15 protein-coding genes are annotated in these 15,707 nt (G+C 60.8%); 5 read left to right on the forward strand and 10 right to left on the reverse strand.

What is annotated here, in order from left to right; translation table 11 throughout:
• The first annotated feature begins 39 nt into the window (after nt 1–39).
• Together HX786_RS29720 and pdeM are read left to right on the forward strand one after the other, a co-directional pair.
• Nucleotides 40–2,517 carry a ligase-associated DNA damage response DEXH box helicase gene (locus HX786_RS29720; protein ID WP_178912982.1) on the forward strand — a complete coding sequence of 826 codons (2,478 nt, stop codon included), beginning with the start codon at nt 40–42 and terminating at the stop codon, nt 2,515–2,517.
• Nucleotides 2,517–3,173 carry a ligase-associated DNA damage response endonuclease PdeM gene (gene pdeM, locus HX786_RS29725; RefSeq protein WP_177039605.1) on the forward strand — a complete coding sequence of 219 codons (657 nt, stop codon included), beginning with the start codon at nt 2,517–2,519 and terminating at the stop codon, nt 3,171–3,173. The genes HX786_RS29720 and pdeM overlap by 1 nt, the downstream gene beginning before the upstream one ends.
• Before the next feature lie 31 nt (nt 3,174–3,204).
• On the opposite strand, the gene HX786_RS29730 is transcribed toward pdeM, so the two are convergent.
• Both HX786_RS29730 and dcd read right to left on the reverse strand, forming a co-directional pair.
• On the reverse strand, nt 3,205–3,408 hold the full coding sequence (locus HX786_RS29730) for a hypothetical protein (protein WP_003219272.1): 204 nt from the start codon (nt 3,406–3,408) through the stop codon (nt 3,205–3,207).
• Nucleotides 3,409–3,515: 107 nt separating this feature from the next.
• On the reverse strand, nt 3,516–4,082 hold the full coding sequence (dcd, locus tag HX786_RS29735) for a dCTP deaminase (RefSeq protein WP_003219273.1): 567 nt from the start codon (nt 4,080–4,082) through the stop codon (nt 3,516–3,518).
• A 378-nt stretch (nt 4,083–4,460) separates the two neighbouring features.
• Between dcd and HX786_RS29740 the strand changes: the two genes are divergently transcribed.
• Entirely contained in the window at nt 4,461–4,670 is a 210-nt protein-coding gene (locus HX786_RS29740; protein WP_002554837.1) for a cold-shock protein, read from the forward strand.
• Nucleotides 4,671–4,875: 205 nt separating this feature from the next.
• Here the strand turns inward: HX786_RS29740 and rpoS are convergent, their stop codons facing one another.
• The 8 genes from rpoS to HX786_RS29780 all read right to left on the reverse strand — a co-directional run bounded on the left by rpoS (nt 4,876) and on the right by HX786_RS29780 (nt 11,996).
• On the reverse strand, nt 4,876–5,880 hold the full coding sequence (rpoS, locus tag HX786_RS29745; protein ID WP_003219274.1) for an RNA polymerase sigma factor RpoS: 1,005 nt from the start codon (nt 5,878–5,880) through the stop codon (nt 4,876–4,878).
• 105 nt (nt 5,881–5,985) lie between these two features.
• A complete protein-coding gene (locus tag HX786_RS29750) occupies nt 5,986–6,822 on the reverse strand; it encodes a peptidoglycan DD-metalloendopeptidase family protein (RefSeq protein WP_032898924.1) in 837 nt (278 codons plus the stop codon).
• Nucleotides 6,823–7,032: 210 nt separating this feature from the next.
• A complete protein-coding gene (locus tag HX786_RS29755; RefSeq protein ID WP_010176736.1) occupies nt 7,033–7,668 on the reverse strand; it encodes a protein-L-isoaspartate(D-aspartate) O-methyltransferase in 636 nt (211 codons plus the stop codon).
• A 41-nt stretch (nt 7,669–7,709) separates the two neighbouring features.
• Nucleotides 7,710–8,459 (reverse strand): 5'/3'-nucleotidase SurE, encoded by a 750-nt coding sequence (gene surE / locus HX786_RS29760; protein WP_003219278.1) that lies wholly within the window; start codon nt 8,457–8,459, stop codon nt 7,710–7,712.
• On the reverse strand, nt 8,447–9,505 hold the full coding sequence (gene truD, locus HX786_RS29765) for a tRNA pseudouridine(13) synthase TruD (protein ID WP_003219280.1): 1,059 nt from the start codon (nt 9,503–9,505) through the stop codon (nt 8,447–8,449). Before truD ends, surE begins: the two co-directional genes overlap by 13 nt.
• Complete coding sequence (gene ispF, locus HX786_RS29770) at nt 9,502–9,975, reverse strand: 2-C-methyl-D-erythritol 2,4-cyclodiphosphate synthase (protein WP_003219282.1); 474 nt, start codon at nt 9,973–9,975, stop codon at nt 9,502–9,504. The genes truD and ispF overlap by 4 nt, the downstream gene beginning before the upstream one ends.
• 54 nt (nt 9,976–10,029) lie before the next feature.
• Nucleotides 10,030–10,875 (reverse strand): S-formylglutathione hydrolase, encoded by an 846-nt coding sequence (gene fghA, locus HX786_RS29775; protein WP_003219284.1) that lies wholly within the window; start codon nt 10,873–10,875, stop codon nt 10,030–10,032.
• An 8-nt stretch (nt 10,876–10,883) separates the two neighbouring features.
• A complete protein-coding gene (locus HX786_RS29780; protein WP_003219285.1) occupies nt 10,884–11,996 on the reverse strand; it encodes an S-(hydroxymethyl)glutathione dehydrogenase/class III alcohol dehydrogenase in 1,113 nt (370 codons plus the stop codon).
• 109 nt (nt 11,997–12,105) lie between these two features.
• On the opposite strand from HX786_RS29780, the gene HX786_RS29785 reads away from it, so the two are divergent.
• Both HX786_RS29785 and HX786_RS29790 read left to right on the forward strand, forming a co-directional pair.
• Entirely contained in the window at nt 12,106–13,002 is an 897-nt protein-coding gene (locus HX786_RS29785) for a LysR substrate-binding domain-containing protein (RefSeq protein WP_003219287.1), read from the forward strand.
• A gap of 69 nt (nt 13,003–13,071) precedes the next feature.
• Nucleotides 13,072–15,707, forward strand: a 2,636-nt coding sequence (locus tag HX786_RS29790) for a membrane-targeted effector domain-containing toxin (protein ID WP_178912983.1), incomplete at its 3' end; no start/stop codon positions are given.

Genomic DNA, 15,707 nt, shown 5'->3' on the forward strand with positions numbered 1-15,707 from the left:
CCCCTAAGGTCTCTGAATTACCCCCCCAGAGCCCCAAGCATGGTCAAATCCCCCAACTTCGCCAAAGACTGGTTCACCGCCAAGGGCTGGAAACCGTTCGCCTTCCAAAAAGACGTATGGCACGCAGTCAAGGAAGGCCAGTCGGGACTGCTCCACGCCAGCACCGGCGCCGGGAAAACCTACGCCCTGTGGTTCGCCGCCCTCAACCGCTTCGCCATCACCGAAACCACACCCCGCAAACGCAAAGCCCCCGCCGAACCGCTGGCCGTCCTGTGGATCACCCCAATGCGCGCCCTGGCCGCCGACACCGCCCGCGCCCTTGAGGCCCCGCTCGAATCACTGAAAATCCCCTGGACCGTCGGCCTGCGCACCGGCGACACCAGCAGCAGCGAACGCGCCCGCCAAACCCGCCGTCTGCCCACCACCCTGATCACCACCCCGGAAAGCCTCACGCTGATGCTCGCCCGCGCCGACAGCCAGCCCAGCCTGTCGCACCTGCGCATGGTGGTAGTGGACGAATGGCACGAACTGATCGGCAACAAACGCGGCGTGCAATTGCAACTGGCCCTCGCCCGCCTGCGGCAATGGCACCCCGAGCTGATTGTGTGGGGCATTTCTGCAACCCTGGGTAATCAGGCCCACGCGTTGGAGGTGTTGATCCCACAAGGCGGCGGGATCAACGTCCAAGGCCAAACCACCAAACAGTTGCGAGTGGACACCCTGTTGCCACCGGTTATCGAGCGCTTTCCGTGGGCCGGCCATATCGGCCTGAAAATGCTCCCGCAAGTGGTGGCCGAAGTTGATGCCAGCAGCAGTTGCCTGGTGTTTACCAACACACGGGCACAATCGGAAATCTGGTACCAGGCCCTGCTCGACGCGCGCCCCGACTGGGCCGGAGTGATTGCCCTGCACCACGGCTCGCTGTCCCGGGAAACCAGGGACTGGGTGGAGCGAGCCCTGAAGGAGGGGCAACTGAAGGCCGTGGTGTGTACGTCGAGCCTGGACCTGGGGGTAGATTTCCTGCCGGTGGAACGGGTACTGCAGATTGGCTCCGCCAAGGGCGTAGCCCGGCTGATGCAGCGCGCAGGGCGCTCCGGCCACGCACCGGGCCGGCCGTCGCGGGTCACGCTGGTGCCAACCCACAGCCTGGAAATGATGGAAGCCGCTGCCGCGCAGGACGCCATCGCTGAACGGCGCATAGAAGCGCGCCAGTCGCCTCACAAGCCGTTGGATGTGCTGGTGCAGCATCTGGTGAGCATGGCGCTGGGCGGCGGCTTTGTGCCGGATGAGCTGCTGGCGGAGGTGCGCACCGCGTGGGCCTATCGTGACCTGAGCGCAGCAGATTGGGCCTGGGCCCTGGCTTTCGTGCGCCATGGTGGCCTGTCACTGACGGCCTACCCGGATTACCGCCGGGTCGAGCCGGACGAACACGGCATCTGGCGCGTCCCCGACGCACGCCTGGCGCGGCGCCATCGCATGAGCGTGGGTACGATCGTCAGCGACGCCAGCATCCAGCTGAAATTCTGGAGCAAAGGCGGCGGTGGCAAGACCCTGGGCAGTGTCGAGGAAGGCTTTATTGCACGACTGAAGCCAGGAGATGGTTTCCTGTTCGCCGGCCGCTTGCTGGAGTTGGTACGGGTGGAAAACATGACGGCTTATGTGAAGCGCAGCACCGCGAAAAAGGCTGCCGTGCCACGCTGGAACGGCGGGCGCATGCCTCTTTCCAACGAGCTGGCCCAGGCGGTGGTCGAGCGCTTTGATGCGGCTGCCCACGGTCACTATCTCGGCCCGGAGATGCAAGCGGTGCAACCCTTGCTGGAAACCCAGCTGCGCTGGTCCGGGCTGCCGACCCGCGATCACTTGCTGGCCGAGGCCCTCAAGTCCCGGGAGGGCTGGCATCTGTTCCTGTATCCGTTTGCCGGGCGCCAGGTGCATCTGGGGCTGGCGAGCCTGCTGGCCTGGCGCGTCAGCCGGCGGCAGGCGGTGACGTTCTCGATTGCGGTCAATGACTATGGGCTGGAACTGCTGAGTGCCACCGAAGTGGATTGGCCTGAGTTATTGGGCGGCGAACTGCTGAGCGCGGATCATCTGCTGGATGACGTGGTAGCCAGCCTGAATGCCGGTGAGCTGGCCCTGCGACGTTTTCGCGAGATCGCGCGGATCGCCGGGCTGGTGTTCGCAGGCTATCCGGGCGCGCCGAAAAGTACGCGTCAGGTCCAGGCTTCCAGCGGTTTGTTCTTTGAAGTGTTCAAGCAATATGACCCGCAGAACCTGCTGCTGACCCAGGCCGGGGAAGAAGTCCTGCGGGATGAGCTGGATATTCGTCGCCTGGAAGAGACCTTGCGCCACCTGTCTGGGTTGAAGCTGGACCTGCATCGCATCAAACGGCCTACGCCGTTGGCCTTTCCGCTGCTGGTGGAACGTTTTCGGGAAAGCCTGAGCTCGGAAAAACTCTCGGAGCGGATTGCGCGGATGGTCAAGGATCTGGAAAAAGTCGCCGATAACGGGAAGCCCTGATGCCCGCTCATTACCCGATACATCTGGCGGAAGAAGCGCTGTGGTTGCTGGCGGACAAGGCGGTGTACTGGCCTGCGAGAAAGTGCCTGCTGATCGCCGACGCGCATTTTGGCAAGGCGTCGGCCTATCGCAGCCTGGGCCAGCCAGTGCCACAGGGCACGACGACGGCCAACCTGCAGCGCCTGGACCGGTTGTTGGCGGCTTTCCCCGGCGCGCAGGTGATCTTTCTCGGCGACTTTCTCCACGGGCCCGGCTCTCACGCCAGCGGCACCCTGAACGCCCTGAGAGCCTGGCGTGAGCGTCATGCAGGCGTGGCGCTCACGCTGATTCGCGGCAACCACGACAAACGCGCTGGCGACCCGCCCGGCGATCTGAACATTGAGGTGGTGACCGAACCCTTGCTGATGGGCCCGTTTGCCTTGCAGCACGAGCCCGACCCCCATGCCAGCCACCATGTGCTGGCCGGGCACGTGCATCCGGTGTATCGCCTGCGGGGCAAGGGCCGGCAAAGCTTGCGCCTGCCGTGCTTCCTGATCGGCAACCAAGTCAGCCTGCTACCGGCGTTCGGCGCTTTTACCGGGGGTTATTCAGTGACGCAGGAAGAAGGCGGCCGGATCTTCGTGATCGGAGACCAGGAAGTATGGCCAGTGCGTTGAGCAACTGACCATTGGCGACACGTGCAGGAAGTCAGGCCACAGGGGCGGGAGGCGGTTCGTCAGGGAGAGTGGGTTCGCCAGGCTCTTCAGGCTGGTTGGGCCAGGGATCATCGGGACCTGGCTGGCCGGGAATGCCGCCTGCGGCGGGATCGGCCATCAAGGACCAGGCCATCACACCAATCTGGTTGGGTTCAAGCCGGGCGAGTTCGGCGCTGATTCGCGGATCAAGCTTCATAGGGGACTCCTCAAGCGTGGCCCGGCGCGTTGTGCACGCGTCGGGGCAGTACACCCAATAGAGTGCATGCCCGCTGACAAATTCCCTTAGCCTGTAAGACGATTCGATCAAGTGCGTGGGAGAGTGACGCCGCGCTGGCCCTGATACTTGCCGCCACGGTCCTTATAGGACACTTCGCACTCTTCGTCGGATTCGAAGAACAGCATCTGCGCCACGCCTTCGTTGGCGTAGATTTTTGCCGGCAAGGTGGTGGTGTTGGAGAACTCCAGGGTGACGTGCCCTTCCCATTCCGGCTCCAGCGGCGTCACGTTGACGATGATGCCGCAGCGCGCGTAGGTGCTTTTGCCCAGGCAGATAGTCAGGACATTACGCGGGATACGGAAGAATTCGACGGTGCGCGCCAGGGCAAAGGAGTTTGGCGGGATGATGCAGACGTCGCTCTTGACGTCGACGAAGCTTTTTTCGTCGAAGTTTTTCGGATCGACGGTTGCCGAGTTGATGTTGGTGAACACCTTGAACTCATCGGCGCAGCGTACGTCGTAGCCGTAGCTGGAAACCCCGAACGAGATCAGCCGCTCAGCGCCTTCGCCACGCATCTGGCGCTCCACGAAGGGCTCGATCATGCCGTGCTCTTGCGCCATGCGGCGAATCCACTTGTCCGATTTGATGCTCATGGCGGGTGTCCTGAATAGCGAGGTGAAAAAATTCTGTTGGGCATCTTACCGGGGCTGGCCCCGTGGTTCAAAGGGGCGGCTGTTTTTCTTGGCGCCGCGCAGCCCCTGCTGGGCGGGGCGCACCTTCAATCGTGGGGTGTTGGTGCGGTATCAGGGTGCCGCCAGTCACGAAAATAGAGAAACCTTCGGAAATACCATTGGCACGTTCCGGAAAAAGGGTTAAGGTGGCGCCACTGTGCTGCTTGTGTCACTGAGAATCTCTACACGATATGTTGAATTTCGATCCAACCATCTCCAAGAATTTTTCCTGCTCTTTGCACTCAGTCTCGGCCAGGGCTTTTCCTGAGTCGCAGTTAACTTTGTCCAAGGAGATACACCATGTCTAATCGCCAAACTGGTACCGTTAAGTGGTTCAACGATGAAAAAGGCTTCGGCTTCATCACTCCACAATCCGGTGACGACCTGTTCGTTCACTTCAAAGCTATCCAATCCGACGGCTTCAAAAGCCTGAAAGAAGGCCAACAGGTTTCTTTCATCGCTACCCGCGGTCAGAAAGGCATGCAAGCTGAAGAAGTTCAAGTTATCTAACTTGTACTGATTTAGTCGAAAAGCCCCGCCCTCAAAAGCGGGGCTTTTTTTGTGCTCGGGATTTGCCAATCACACGATGTAATTCCATGCACAAAAAAATGTGGGAGCGGGCTTGCTCGCGAAAGCGGTGAATCAGTCGCCAGATAGGCTGACTGAAACACCGTATTCGCGAGCAAGCCCGCTCCCACATTTCATCCTGCGTCGTTTATTGAAACAACGACTCACTCGACAAGCCATTCTTCTCGAGGATCTCGCGCAAGCGCTTGAGGCCCTCGACCTGGATCTGCCGCACCCGCTCACGGGTCAAGCCAATCTCCAGGCCAACATCTTCCAGGGTGCTGCTTTCGTGGCCGCGCAGCCCGAAGCGGCGAATCACCACCTCACGCTGTTTGTCCGTCAGCTCCGAAAGCCACTGGTCGATGCTTTGCGACAGATCGTCGTCCTGCAGCAACTCACATGGGTCCGTAGGACGATCATCGGTCAGGGTGTCCAGCAGGGTTTTATCCGAATCCGGACCCAGCGAGACATCGACGGAAGACACCCGCTCATTGAGACCGAGCATGCGCTTGACCTCTCCCACCGGTTTTTCCAGCAGGTTGGCGATTTCTTCAGGCGAAGGTTCATGATCGAGTTTCTGTGTCAGCTCACGCGCCGCCCGCAGGTAGACGTTGAGCTCCTTGACCACATGGATCGGCAACCGGATCGTACGGGTCTGATTCATGATCGCCCGTTCGATGGTCTGACGAATCCACCAGGTGGCGTAGGTCGAAAAGCGGAAGCCCCGCTCAGGGTCGAACTTTTCCACCGCCCGGATCAGGCCGAGATTGCCCTCTTCGATCAAGTCCAACAGGGACAGCCCACGATTGACGTAGCGCCGGGCGATTTTCACCACCAGTCGCAGGTTGCTTTCAATCATGCGCTTGCGCCCAGCCGGATCGCCCTTTTGCGACAAGCGCGCAAAATGGACTTCTTCTTCGGGAGTGAGCAGAGGGGAAAAGCCGATTTCATTGAGGTACAACTGAGTCGCGTCGAGCGCCCGTGTGTAATCAATGTACTTGTGTTGCTTTAACGCGGTGGAGTTCTTGGATTTGGTGCGAACTGAAGGTACAGCAGGTCCCTCATTCGACATCGATTCCGTATCGATGACAGTCTCCATAAGGAGAACCTCATCGTCGATGTCAAACTCCGGCGCTTCTTTACTGAGAGCCATTGTTATAGTCCTTTGGTGAGTTCGACCTCAAGCTCAAGCGACGCCTTTATCCTTGGCAACGCTGGAGCCTGTTCCTACTACGTGAGGAACAGGCTGTGCAACACATCAACGACGGGGAAGGAATTGCAGCGGATCAACAGGCTTCCCTTGGCGGCGAATCTCAAAGTGCAGTTTCACCCGGTCTGTACCAGTTGACCCCATTTCGGCAATTGTCTGTCCGACTTTGACCTGCTGCCCCTCCCGAACCAACAGCCTGCGGTTGTGACCGTAGGCACTGACGTAGGTATCGCTGTGTTTGATGATGACCAGCTCGCCGTAGCCCCGTAAACCACTCCCGGCGTACACCACTGTCCCATCAGACGCAGCTAAAACAGGCTGTCCCAAATCCCCGGCGATATCAATGCCTTTATTCAAACTACCGTTTGAAGAGAATTTTCCAATAAGGATGCCATTTGAGGGCCATCCCCAGCCGGTCGGTGCGGGCCCCGCCGGCGGCATCGGCGCAGGTGCCGGCTTGCTCGCAACGCTAGGCGCGGCGGTGCCTGCAGGCCGGGTGATGATGGTGGTCTTGCTCGAAGACGACGGCGAAGAAGCCGTGTTTGTGACTACCGCGGTCGGTGTTGAACCGGTTCGTCCATCGAAACGAATGGTCTGACCTGGATGTATCGTGTACGGCACAGGGATGTTGTTACGGGCGGCGAGCGCCTTGTAGTCCCAGCCATAACGAAAGGCGATCGAGAACATCGTATCGCCCTTGCGCACGACGTATTGGCCAGTGGTAACGGTAGGTTTCTGCGGTACCGCATTATTGCGGTCGACCACCCGCGCACCACCGGATGGCGTGCTTGAACAAGCCGCCAGCAAGGAACTCAAGACAAGGCCAATCACCAGTCGCTGAAAGCTTGTTTGACTCATACGCTGTGCAATGACCGTGAGACTCACCCGCCGCTCCCTTTGTGGTGGCTGACTATGAACGCCTGTATCAGGCTTGAAATATGACGCAAGTATAACTGGCCGTTGGGTTTTTACTGGAAACACGACTCTAAAGAAAATTTCATCATGTTTAACTCCGACGGCTGATGATGTGGACTCAACAGACCCCGCTGTAAGACACATACCCGGCAATAGAATTCAGTACGCAGGAATAATTGATCAGGCCAGCGGACCGTTGAGCAGCGGGACAAAACGCACGGCGCCGAGCACATGCCGGGAAAAGCCCTCTTCCTCGCGAATGATCAACATTAATTGTTGCACTTCGCCGGAGCCCACCGGAATCACCAGGCGCCCGCCGGGAGCCAGTTGATCGAGCAAGGCCTGGGGCACGTCGGTCGCCACCGCGGTGACGATAATGCCGTTGTATGGCGCCAGTGCCGGCCAGCCTTCCCAGCCATCGCCCCAACGGAATACCACGTTGCGCAGGTTCAACTCCACCAGGCGTTCCTTGGCCCGGTCTTGCAACACCTTGATGCGCTCCACGGAAAACACCCGCTCCACCAGCTGCGACAACACGGCCGTTTGGTAGCCAGAGCCGGTGCCGATTTCCAGCACCTTGTCCAGCGGGCCCGCCGCCAGCAGCAACTCACTCATCCGCGCCACCATATAGGGCTGGGAGATGGTCTGGTTGTGGCCGATGGGCAAGGCTGTGTCTTCATAGGCGCGGTGCGCCAGGGCTTCATCGACAAACAGATGCCGCGGGGTACGCCGGATGACTTCCAGTACCTGGGCATTGGACAGCCCTTCTTCATACAGGCGCTGGATCAATCGCTCGCGGGTGCGCTGGGAGGTCATCCCGATGCCCCGGCGCAGCAGGTCGTCTTGTTCACGAGCCATCAGCGCAGCCCCTCCAGCCAGCCATCGAGGCTACTGAAGGCATCACTGAAGGTGCGATCGAGTTGCAACGGGGTAATCGAGACATAACCTTGCATCACCGCATGAAAGTCCGTGCCCTCGCCACCGTCCTCGGCATCGCCGGCAGCGGCAATCCAGTACCCTTCCCTGCCACGCGGGTCGACCACCTTCAGCGGCGCTGCCGCACGGGCACGGTGGCCGAGGCGGGTCAGCTGGATACCGCGAATGTGGTCCAGGGGCAGATTGGGAATATTGACGTTGAGCACCGTGCGCGGCGGCAGGACCAGGGTGTCATGGGCCTCCACCAGCTTGCGGGCGAAATACGCCGCAGTCGCCAGGTTGTCCAATTGACGGGACGCAAACGAAAAAGCGAACGAGGTCCGACCGAGGAAGCGCCCTTCAAGGGCTGCCGCCACCGTACCGGAATACAGCACGTCGTCACCCAGGTTGGCGCCCAGGTTGATCCCGGAAACCACCAGGTCCGGCTCGCGGTCCAGCAGGCTGTTGATCGCCAGGTGCACGCAGTCGGTCGGCGTGCCATTCACGCTGATAAAGCCGTTGGGCAACGTCTGTGTATGCAACGGACGGTCGAGCGTCAGCGAGCTGCTGGCGCCGCTTTTGTCCTGGTCCGGGGCAACCACCACGCACTCGGCGTAATCCGCCAGCGCAGCATGAAGCGCGGCAAGGCCGGGTGCAGTGACCCCGTCGTCGTTAGATATCAGAATACGCATGGGCTGTCCGTCTGCCCCACCGGCACCAGATCTACAAGCTCGCGCACCAAGACAGTGGCGAAGCATCCAGCCGGCAGGACGAATTCCAATTGCAGAATGTCAGGTTCGGGATAATGCCACGTCAACCCGCCAATGGGCAGTCGAAGAATGCGACGTTCCTGGCTCATGCCGGCATTCACCAGCCAATCCCGCAGTTCGGCTTCACCGTCGGCAATCGCCTGTTCCAGCGCGAAGGTTGCTCCCGCCGCCGGCGAATCACCTTCGCCCCACTGCGGGCCGGTGGGATGCAGGTCGAGGATTGCCAGGCGCGGGTCGCTGCATTCAGCCTCCCCCGCCGGGAAAAAGCTGCGGCTGTCGGTAAACGCCAGCAAGTCACCGACCTGGGCGCGCTGCCAGGAACCGTCGGCCACCCGCGCCGCCAGCACTTTATTGAACAGGAAGCTGCGGGCCGTCGAGAGCAGGCGCGAACGCACATTGCGCTGCTCCGGCAAGGCCTTGCGCGCCGCCCAGTCACGGGCATCGACGACGTTGCCGCCGTTATGGCCGAAACGCTGGGCGCCGAAATAGTTGGGAATGCCTTGCCGGGCGATCAGTTGCAGGCGGGCGTCGATGGCCGCCGCATCCCCGGCAAACTGGGTCAGGCGCAAGGTAAAGCCGTTGGCCGAATGCGCGCCGCGCTGCAGCTTGCGCTTGTGACGGCCGGTCTTGAGGATCTTCAGGGTGTCGTTTTCAGCCGCGCTCAGGTCCGGGTCCGCCTTGCCCGGCAACTGCACGCTGAACCACTGGCGTGTCAGCGCCTGGCGGTCCTTGAGCCCGGCGTAGCTGACGGTACGCAACGGCACGCCCGCCGCCTTGGCAATCCGCCGCGCCGCCTCTTCGGTATTCAGGCCGCGCTTTTCCACCCACAACCACAGGTGTTCACCCTCGCCGGTCAGCGGGATATCCAGCACTTCATCCACCTGGAAGTCTTCAGCGGTGGCCTTTAGAACAGCGCTGCCCAAGGCCTCGCCATAGGCACGCGGGCCCAGCAGTTGCAGATCATTCATGCGCGCAGCAACAAGGCAACGGAGTGCACGGCAATGCCCTCTTCGCGACCGGTAAACCCGAGCTTTTCGGTGGTGGTGGCTTTTACGTTCACTTGATCCAACTCAACTTGAAGATCCGCGGCAATCAGCGCGCGCATCGTTTCGATATGCGGGGCCATCTTGGGCGCCTGGGCGACGATGGTGTTGTCGACGTTGCCGACCTTCCAGCCCTTGGCATGGATCAAGCCGACCACGTGACGCAACAGCACACGGCTGTCCGCGCCCTTGAAGGTCGGGTCGGTGTCCGGAAAGTGCTTGCCGATGTCGCCCAACGCAGCTGCGCCGAGCAAGGCATCGCTCAAGGCATGCAGCACCACGTCGCCGTCGGAATGAGCCAGCAACCCGTGGTGGTGCGCGATCCGCACGCCGCCCAGGGTGATGAAATCGCCTTCGGCGAAACGGTGCACATCATAGCCGTGGCCAATACGCATAAAAAAACGCCCCGATTTAATTCAGGGCGTGATTCTACCTACTTTTGCCTCACATTAACCGAGCAAAGCGCGCGCGTGATGGCGTAAATGGTCTTCGATGAAGCTGGCGATAAAGAAGTAGCTGTGGTCATAGCCCGGTTGCAGGCGCAGCTCCAGCGGATGGTTCGCCGCCCTGGCCGCTTGTTGCAACGCTTCAGGCTTGAGCTGCACCGCGAGGAAATCGTCGCGGTCGCCCTGGTCCACCAGCAATGGCAGCTTTTCCGAGGCTTCGCTGATCAACACGCAGGCATCCCATTCGCGCCATTTCGAGCGCTCTTCGCCGAGGTAGCGGGAGAATGCCTTCTGGCCCCACGGGCAATCCATCGGGTTGTTGATCGGCGAGAACGCCGACACCGACTGATAACGCCCCGGGTTGCGCAAGGCACACACCAGCGCGCCGTGGCCGCCCATGGAGTGGCCGCTGATCCCGCGTTTGGCCGACGCCGGGAAATGCGCCTCGACCAATGCAGGCAACTCCTGCACCACGTAGTCATGCATCCGATAGTGCTGGGCCCAAGGCTCCTGGGTGGCGTTCAGGTAGAAACCGGCGCCCAGGCCAAAGTCCCAGGCGTTGTCCGGATCACCCGGCACACCGGGGCCGCGCGGGCTGGTGTCCGGCGCAACAATGATCAACCCCAGCTCGGCTGCCATGCGTTGCGCGCCGGCCTTCTGCATGAAGTTCTCATCGGTGCAGGTTAGGCCCGATAGCCAGTACAGCACCGGCAATTTGCCGCCCTGCTCCGCTTGCGGCGGCAGGTACACGGCGAAGGTCATGTCGCAACCCAGCACGTCGGAATGATGCTTGTAGCGTTTATGCCAGCCGCCGAAGCTTTTCTGGCACGACAGGTTTTCCAGACTCATGGCCGACCTCAGAAGTGAATGACGGTGCGGATGCTCTTGCCTTCATGCATCAGGTCAAACGCCTTGTTGATATCTTCCAGGCCCATGGTGTGGGTGATGAACGTATCCAGCGGGATTTCACCGGTCTGGGCCATTTCCACATAGCTTGGCAACTCGCTGCGACCGCGCACGCCGCCGAACGCCGAACCGCGCCAGACGCGGCCGGTGACCAGCTGGAACGGACGGGTAGCAATTTCCTGGCCGGCGCCGGCCACGCCGATGATCACCGACTCGCCCCAACCTTTGTGGCAGCACTCAAGGGCCGCACGCATCAGTTGGACATTGCCGATGCACTCGAAGGAAAAGTCGACGCCGCCGTCGGTCAAATCGACGATCACGTCCTGGATCGGGCGGTCGTAGTCTTTCGGGTTGATGCAGTCGGTGGCACCCAGCTGCCTGGCGATTTCAAACTTGGCCGGGTTGATGTCGATGGCAATGATGCGGCCGGCCTTGGCTTTCACCGCGCCGATCACCGCCGACAGGCCGATGCCGCCCAGGCCGAAGATGGCCACGGTGTCGCCTGGCTTGACCTTGGCGGTGTTGATCACTGCACCGATACCGGTGGTGACACCACAGCCCAGCAGGCAGACTTTTTCCAGCGGCGCTTCTTTGGGAATCTTCGCTACGGAGATTTCCGGCAGCACGGTGTATTCGGAGAAGGTCGAAGTGCCCATGTAGTGGAAAATCGGCTGGCCCTTGTAGGAAAAGCGCGAGGTGCCATCTGGCATCAGGCCTTTACCCTGGGTGGCGCGAATCGCCTGGCAGAGGTTGGTCTTGCCCGACAGGCAGAATTTGCACTTGCCGCATTCCGGGGTGTACAGCGGGATCACGTGGTCGCCCACCGCCACCGAGGTCACGCCTTCGCCGATGGCTTCAACCACGGCGCCGCCTTCGTGGCCGAGGATCGACGGGAAAATGCCTTCCGGGTCCGCGCCCGACAGGGTGTAGGCATCGGTATGGCACACACCGGACGCCACCACCCGCAACAGCACCTCGCCCGCCTTGGGCATGGCCACATCCACTTCAACGATCTCGAGGGGTTTCTTGGCTTCGAAGGCTACGGCCGCGCGGGACTTGATCATCCGGTTTCTCCATCGGGTTAAAAACGTAAGGCCGGCAGTGTAAAACATGCTCATCTGATTAATAATCCAGACAAAAGCAAAACATTATTGCCGTACAGGGACAATCAGCATGCTGGAAAACCGCTGGGAGGGCATCGACGAGTTCGTCGCCGTGGCCGAATGCAGCCAATTCACCGCGGCCGCCGAGCGCCTGGGCGTGTCGTCGTCCCATATCAGCCGCCAGGTCGCGCGACTGGAAGAGCGCCTGCAAACACGCTTGCTGTATCGCAGCACGCGCAAGGTGACACTGACCGAAGCCGGCCAGACCTTCCTGCAACATTGCCAGCGATTGCAGGACGGTCGCGAAGAAGCCTTGCGCGCCGTGGGCGACCTGGCCAGCGAGCCCAAGGGAATGTTGCGCATGACCTGCGCAGTGGCTTACGGCGAGCGTTTTATCGTGCCGCTGGTGACGCGGTTCATGGCGCTTTATCCGCAATTGCGCGTGGACGTGGAATTGACCAACCGCCAGCTGGACCTGGTGCACGAAGGCCTGGACCTGGCGATTCGCCTCGGGCGCCTGGCGGATTCGCGCATGGTTGCCAGCCGCCTCGCGCCGCGGCGTATGTACCTGTGCGCGTCACCGTCCTACCTGGCCAGGTACGGGCGGCCACATAGCTTGTCGGAGTTAAGCCGGCATAACTGCCTGATCGGCAGCTCGGATATTTGGCAACTGGCCCAGGACGGGCGCGAATTTTCCCAGCGGGTACAGGGAAACTGGCGCTGCAACAGCGGGCAAGCGGTGCTGGATGCGGCCCTGCAAGGTGTCGGTCTTTGCCAATTGCCGGACTATTACGTGCTGGAGCATTTGCACAGCGGCGCACTGGTGTCGTTACTCGAAGCCCATCAACCGCCCAACACCGCGGTTTGGGCGCTGTACCCGCAACAACGCCACCTTTCGCCCAAGGTGCGAAAACTGGTGGACTTTCTCAAGGAGGGCCTGGGCAACCATCCCGTCTACCTGCGATAGACAGCTACCGCCCATGCAGCGCCTGAGTGCCGGTAAATAGCCTTTTTTACTGCGTAACCAGGCACCTCCATGATAACCAACGGCCCGCAACTCCAGCGCATCAGTCATTTCGTTCGCAAGGTCCTGGCGGATTTCCCCGTACCTTCGCAAATCGCCGCCCAGTTGATCCGCGAGCGGGTACAGCCCCTCAGCCAGGTCGAGTTCGACCCGGATACCACCCTCCTCGCCACCCTCGAATACAACACCGACAATCCCAATGCGGCCTTCACCGCCGTGGTGATCCAGTCGATGTCGCTGACCGAGGCCATGGTCTGCAATGCGCCCCAGCCCCCGGGCGGCATGCTCAATACCACCGGGTTTTCCACCACTGCACCTTATTTCAATATTGTCAGCGAGCTGCCGCGCTTGATGGATAACCGGATTCCGGCAATGTTCAACGAAGAGTTCATCGTCTCGGGCTGGATCCCGCCAAGGCGTTATGAGGCGCTGTATCTGCAAAGCCAGCCCCAGGTTTACGACCCGAGCACGCAGCTGCAGATTTCACCAAAAACCTTCAGGCTCATCGTTAACTCAAGCCATTTCGAACAAACCTACGACGAGGCGATCGGCAAGTTCTGGAACAACCACCGGGAAAACTACAACACCCTGATGCGCATCGCGTTCACCAAAGCCTATCTGGAACAGTTCCATGAGTTCACCCTGACCGTGGCAGAGAGACAGCTGGCGGCACGGGCGGCGGGAATCGGCATGGACAAGAACCACGACAACCTCACCCTGGAGGATTTCCAGGAGCCCTATCGCCTCGACCCAAACCTGTCCCTGCGGCTATTGCGCGTTCACAACAGCGAATCCACCGACATCCTGACCATCACCGATAACCAAAGCCAGGTGACCCTGCTCTATATCCCGGGCAACTCCTCGCCCTTCCATGGGTTCAATAACCCGGCAGACATGCGCAGTTGGCTGGTGGAAACGGCAAGGGACGCCACTCAACGCAAGGCGCTGACCCAACACTTCGACGAGGACGCCATCGACTCCGGCCTGATCTACAGCGGCGTGGAGGAGGCACTGGTGGGGATGGCGGTGTTTCCGAAGCCGGCAACCTCCCCGGGTTTGTTCAACAGCCTGCGGGCCGATAACTACTGGGATCCCGAGCAGTACATCAATAACCCGATGTATCCGGCACTGGGCAGTAACCCGTTTGAGTTCATCGCCCGGCAGATCAGGGTACGCCTTGCAAAAGTAGCGGCGCGAAGCTTTATTTCGCCCCTGGATACGCTCAAGGCCGACACCCTGGATGCCCTGGAAAAAGCCTGCATCCTGGCGGTTCCCGTGGCACTGGCCATGGGCAACGCGCTACTGGCGGAATTTTGCTTCCTGACCTCCGGCGCGACTGAAATGGTGGTGGGTGCCGACGACCTGCTGCGCGGCAAACCCCACGCGAAGGAGCGCATTGTATTCGGCGCCCTTAACGCGCTGCCGGTGGTCGCCCATGGCGTGTCCAAGGGGCTCAAGGGCCTCGAAAGCCTGCGCCCCACCCTGGGCCCGGCAGTACGCCAGGATGCGGGCCGGATCAGCGTCAGCGCCATCAACGAAACCTTCATGGCGGCCAACACCGAGACGCGCACCCTGAACCCACGGATGACTCCCGGCGGCCTGCAGACCATCCGGATTCACGGCGACCTGTACCTGACCTACAAGACCCCCAATGAATCAGGCTTCTTCGAACTGTTCGTAATGGCTCCCAACGCGCCAAACACGCTGCAATCCACCGGCCTGTATGCCATCCAGAGCGCCGACCTGAAATGGCGCACGGCCGGGCTGGCCGGCGGAGGCGCATTTCGCAATGCCTGGCAAAGGGTCTACACGCTGTTCGGCGGCCCGCAACACTCGACGTTCTACAGTGCCTACGAGATGCCACCCCCCGCACGCGAGACCGTTTCGGAGATGCTCACCGACACCAGTTCGTTTTCGGAAAACCTTGAACCCGTGGGCAGCGGTGCCCAGCCGGTGAAAGACACCCGCAAGTTGTTTTTCGAGAAAAGAACCAAGCTGTCTGAAGATGCCACGATATTCTTTGCCAACTTGTCGTTTTCACCGATGCGGCCCGTGCTTCCAAGGCTCAGCCTGAATGAATCGCAGCCGACCATCATTCAAAAACTGCTGCACGCCAGCGACGGCCTGGTGATCGGCGAAAGCCATGGAGCCCTGTCGAGCAAGGCGTTCCTGATCAACAACATGCCGCTGTTGGCCAGCGAGGGGGTCAAACGCCTCTATTTCGAGCATCTGCTGACGGATGTACACATGCCCTTGCTCAAGGCGTTCTACCGTACCCGAAGCGCGGTGATGCCCGAGGAACTCAAGGGCTTCCTCAACAACATCTACCCGCCGTTGCGCGACCGGCACTACTCGTTCGTCAACATCGTCACCGCAGCCCGTGACGCCGGGATCAAAATCCAGCCGATCGACTGCACTGTCAGCTACATGCTGCGCGACCTGCCCGATACCGCCGACAACTTGCGCCAGCGCATGATGAACTACTACGCCACCGAGGTGATTCAATGGATCCAGACCACCAAGCCGCGCCCGGGAAAATGGGTCGCACTGGTGGGTGACAGCCATACCAATACCTACAAAGGGATTCCGGGGATCGCCGAACTCACCGGCAGCATCGGCCTGCGGATCGAGGATGCAGCGGCTGGCGG

Origin of the sequence: Pseudomonas sp. 21615526, from assembly GCF_013386245.1 — a bacterium.
GTDB lineage: Bacteria > Pseudomonadota > Gammaproteobacteria > Pseudomonadales > Pseudomonadaceae > Aquipseudomonas.

What these genes read in the sequence shown, in the direction of transcription:
- surE (WP_003219278.1), bottom strand. Translation starts at nt 8,459, where the DNA reads ATGCGTATTCTGATATCTAACGACGACGGGGTCACTGCACCCGGCCTT.
- truD (WP_003219280.1), bottom strand. Translation starts at nt 9,505, where the DNA reads ATGAATGATCTGCAACTGCTGGGCCCGCGTGCCTATGGCGAGGCCTTG.
- ispF (WP_003219282.1), bottom strand. Translation starts at nt 9,975, where the DNA reads ATGCGTATTGGCCACGGCTATGATGTGCACCGTTTCGCCGAAGGCGAT.
- dcd (WP_003219273.1), bottom strand. Translation starts at nt 4,082, where the DNA reads ATGAGCATCAAATCGGACAAGTGGATTCGCCGCATGGCGCAAGAGCAC.
- HX786_RS29720 (WP_178912982.1), top strand. Translation starts at nt 40, where the DNA reads ATGGTCAAATCCCCCAACTTCGCCAAAGACTGGTTCACCGCCAAGGGC.
- HX786_RS29740 (WP_002554837.1), top strand. Translation starts at nt 4,461, where the DNA reads ATGTCTAATCGCCAAACTGGTACCGTTAAGTGGTTCAACGATGAAAAA.
- fghA (WP_003219284.1), bottom strand. Translation starts at nt 10,875, where the DNA reads ATGAGTCTGGAAAACCTGTCGTGCCAGAAAAGCTTCGGCGGCTGGCAT.
- HX786_RS29730 (WP_003219272.1), bottom strand. Translation starts at nt 3,408, where the DNA reads ATGAAGCTTGATCCGCGAATCAGCGCCGAACTCGCCCGGCTTGAACCC.
- rpoS (WP_003219274.1), bottom strand. Translation starts at nt 5,880, where the DNA reads ATGGCTCTCAGTAAAGAAGCGCCGGAGTTTGACATCGACGATGAGGTT.
- pdeM (WP_177039605.1), top strand. Translation starts at nt 2,517, where the DNA reads ATGCCCGCTCATTACCCGATACATCTGGCGGAAGAAGCGCTGTGGTTG.
- HX786_RS29780 (WP_003219285.1), bottom strand. Translation starts at nt 11,996, where the DNA reads ATGATCAAGTCCCGCGCGGCCGTAGCCTTCGAAGCCAAGAAACCCCTC.
- HX786_RS29755 (WP_010176736.1), bottom strand. Translation starts at nt 7,668, where the DNA reads ATGACCTCCCAGCGCACCCGCGAGCGATTGATCCAGCGCCTGTATGAA.
- HX786_RS29785 (WP_003219287.1), top strand. Translation starts at nt 12,106, where the DNA reads ATGCTGGAAAACCGCTGGGAGGGCATCGACGAGTTCGTCGCCGTGGCC.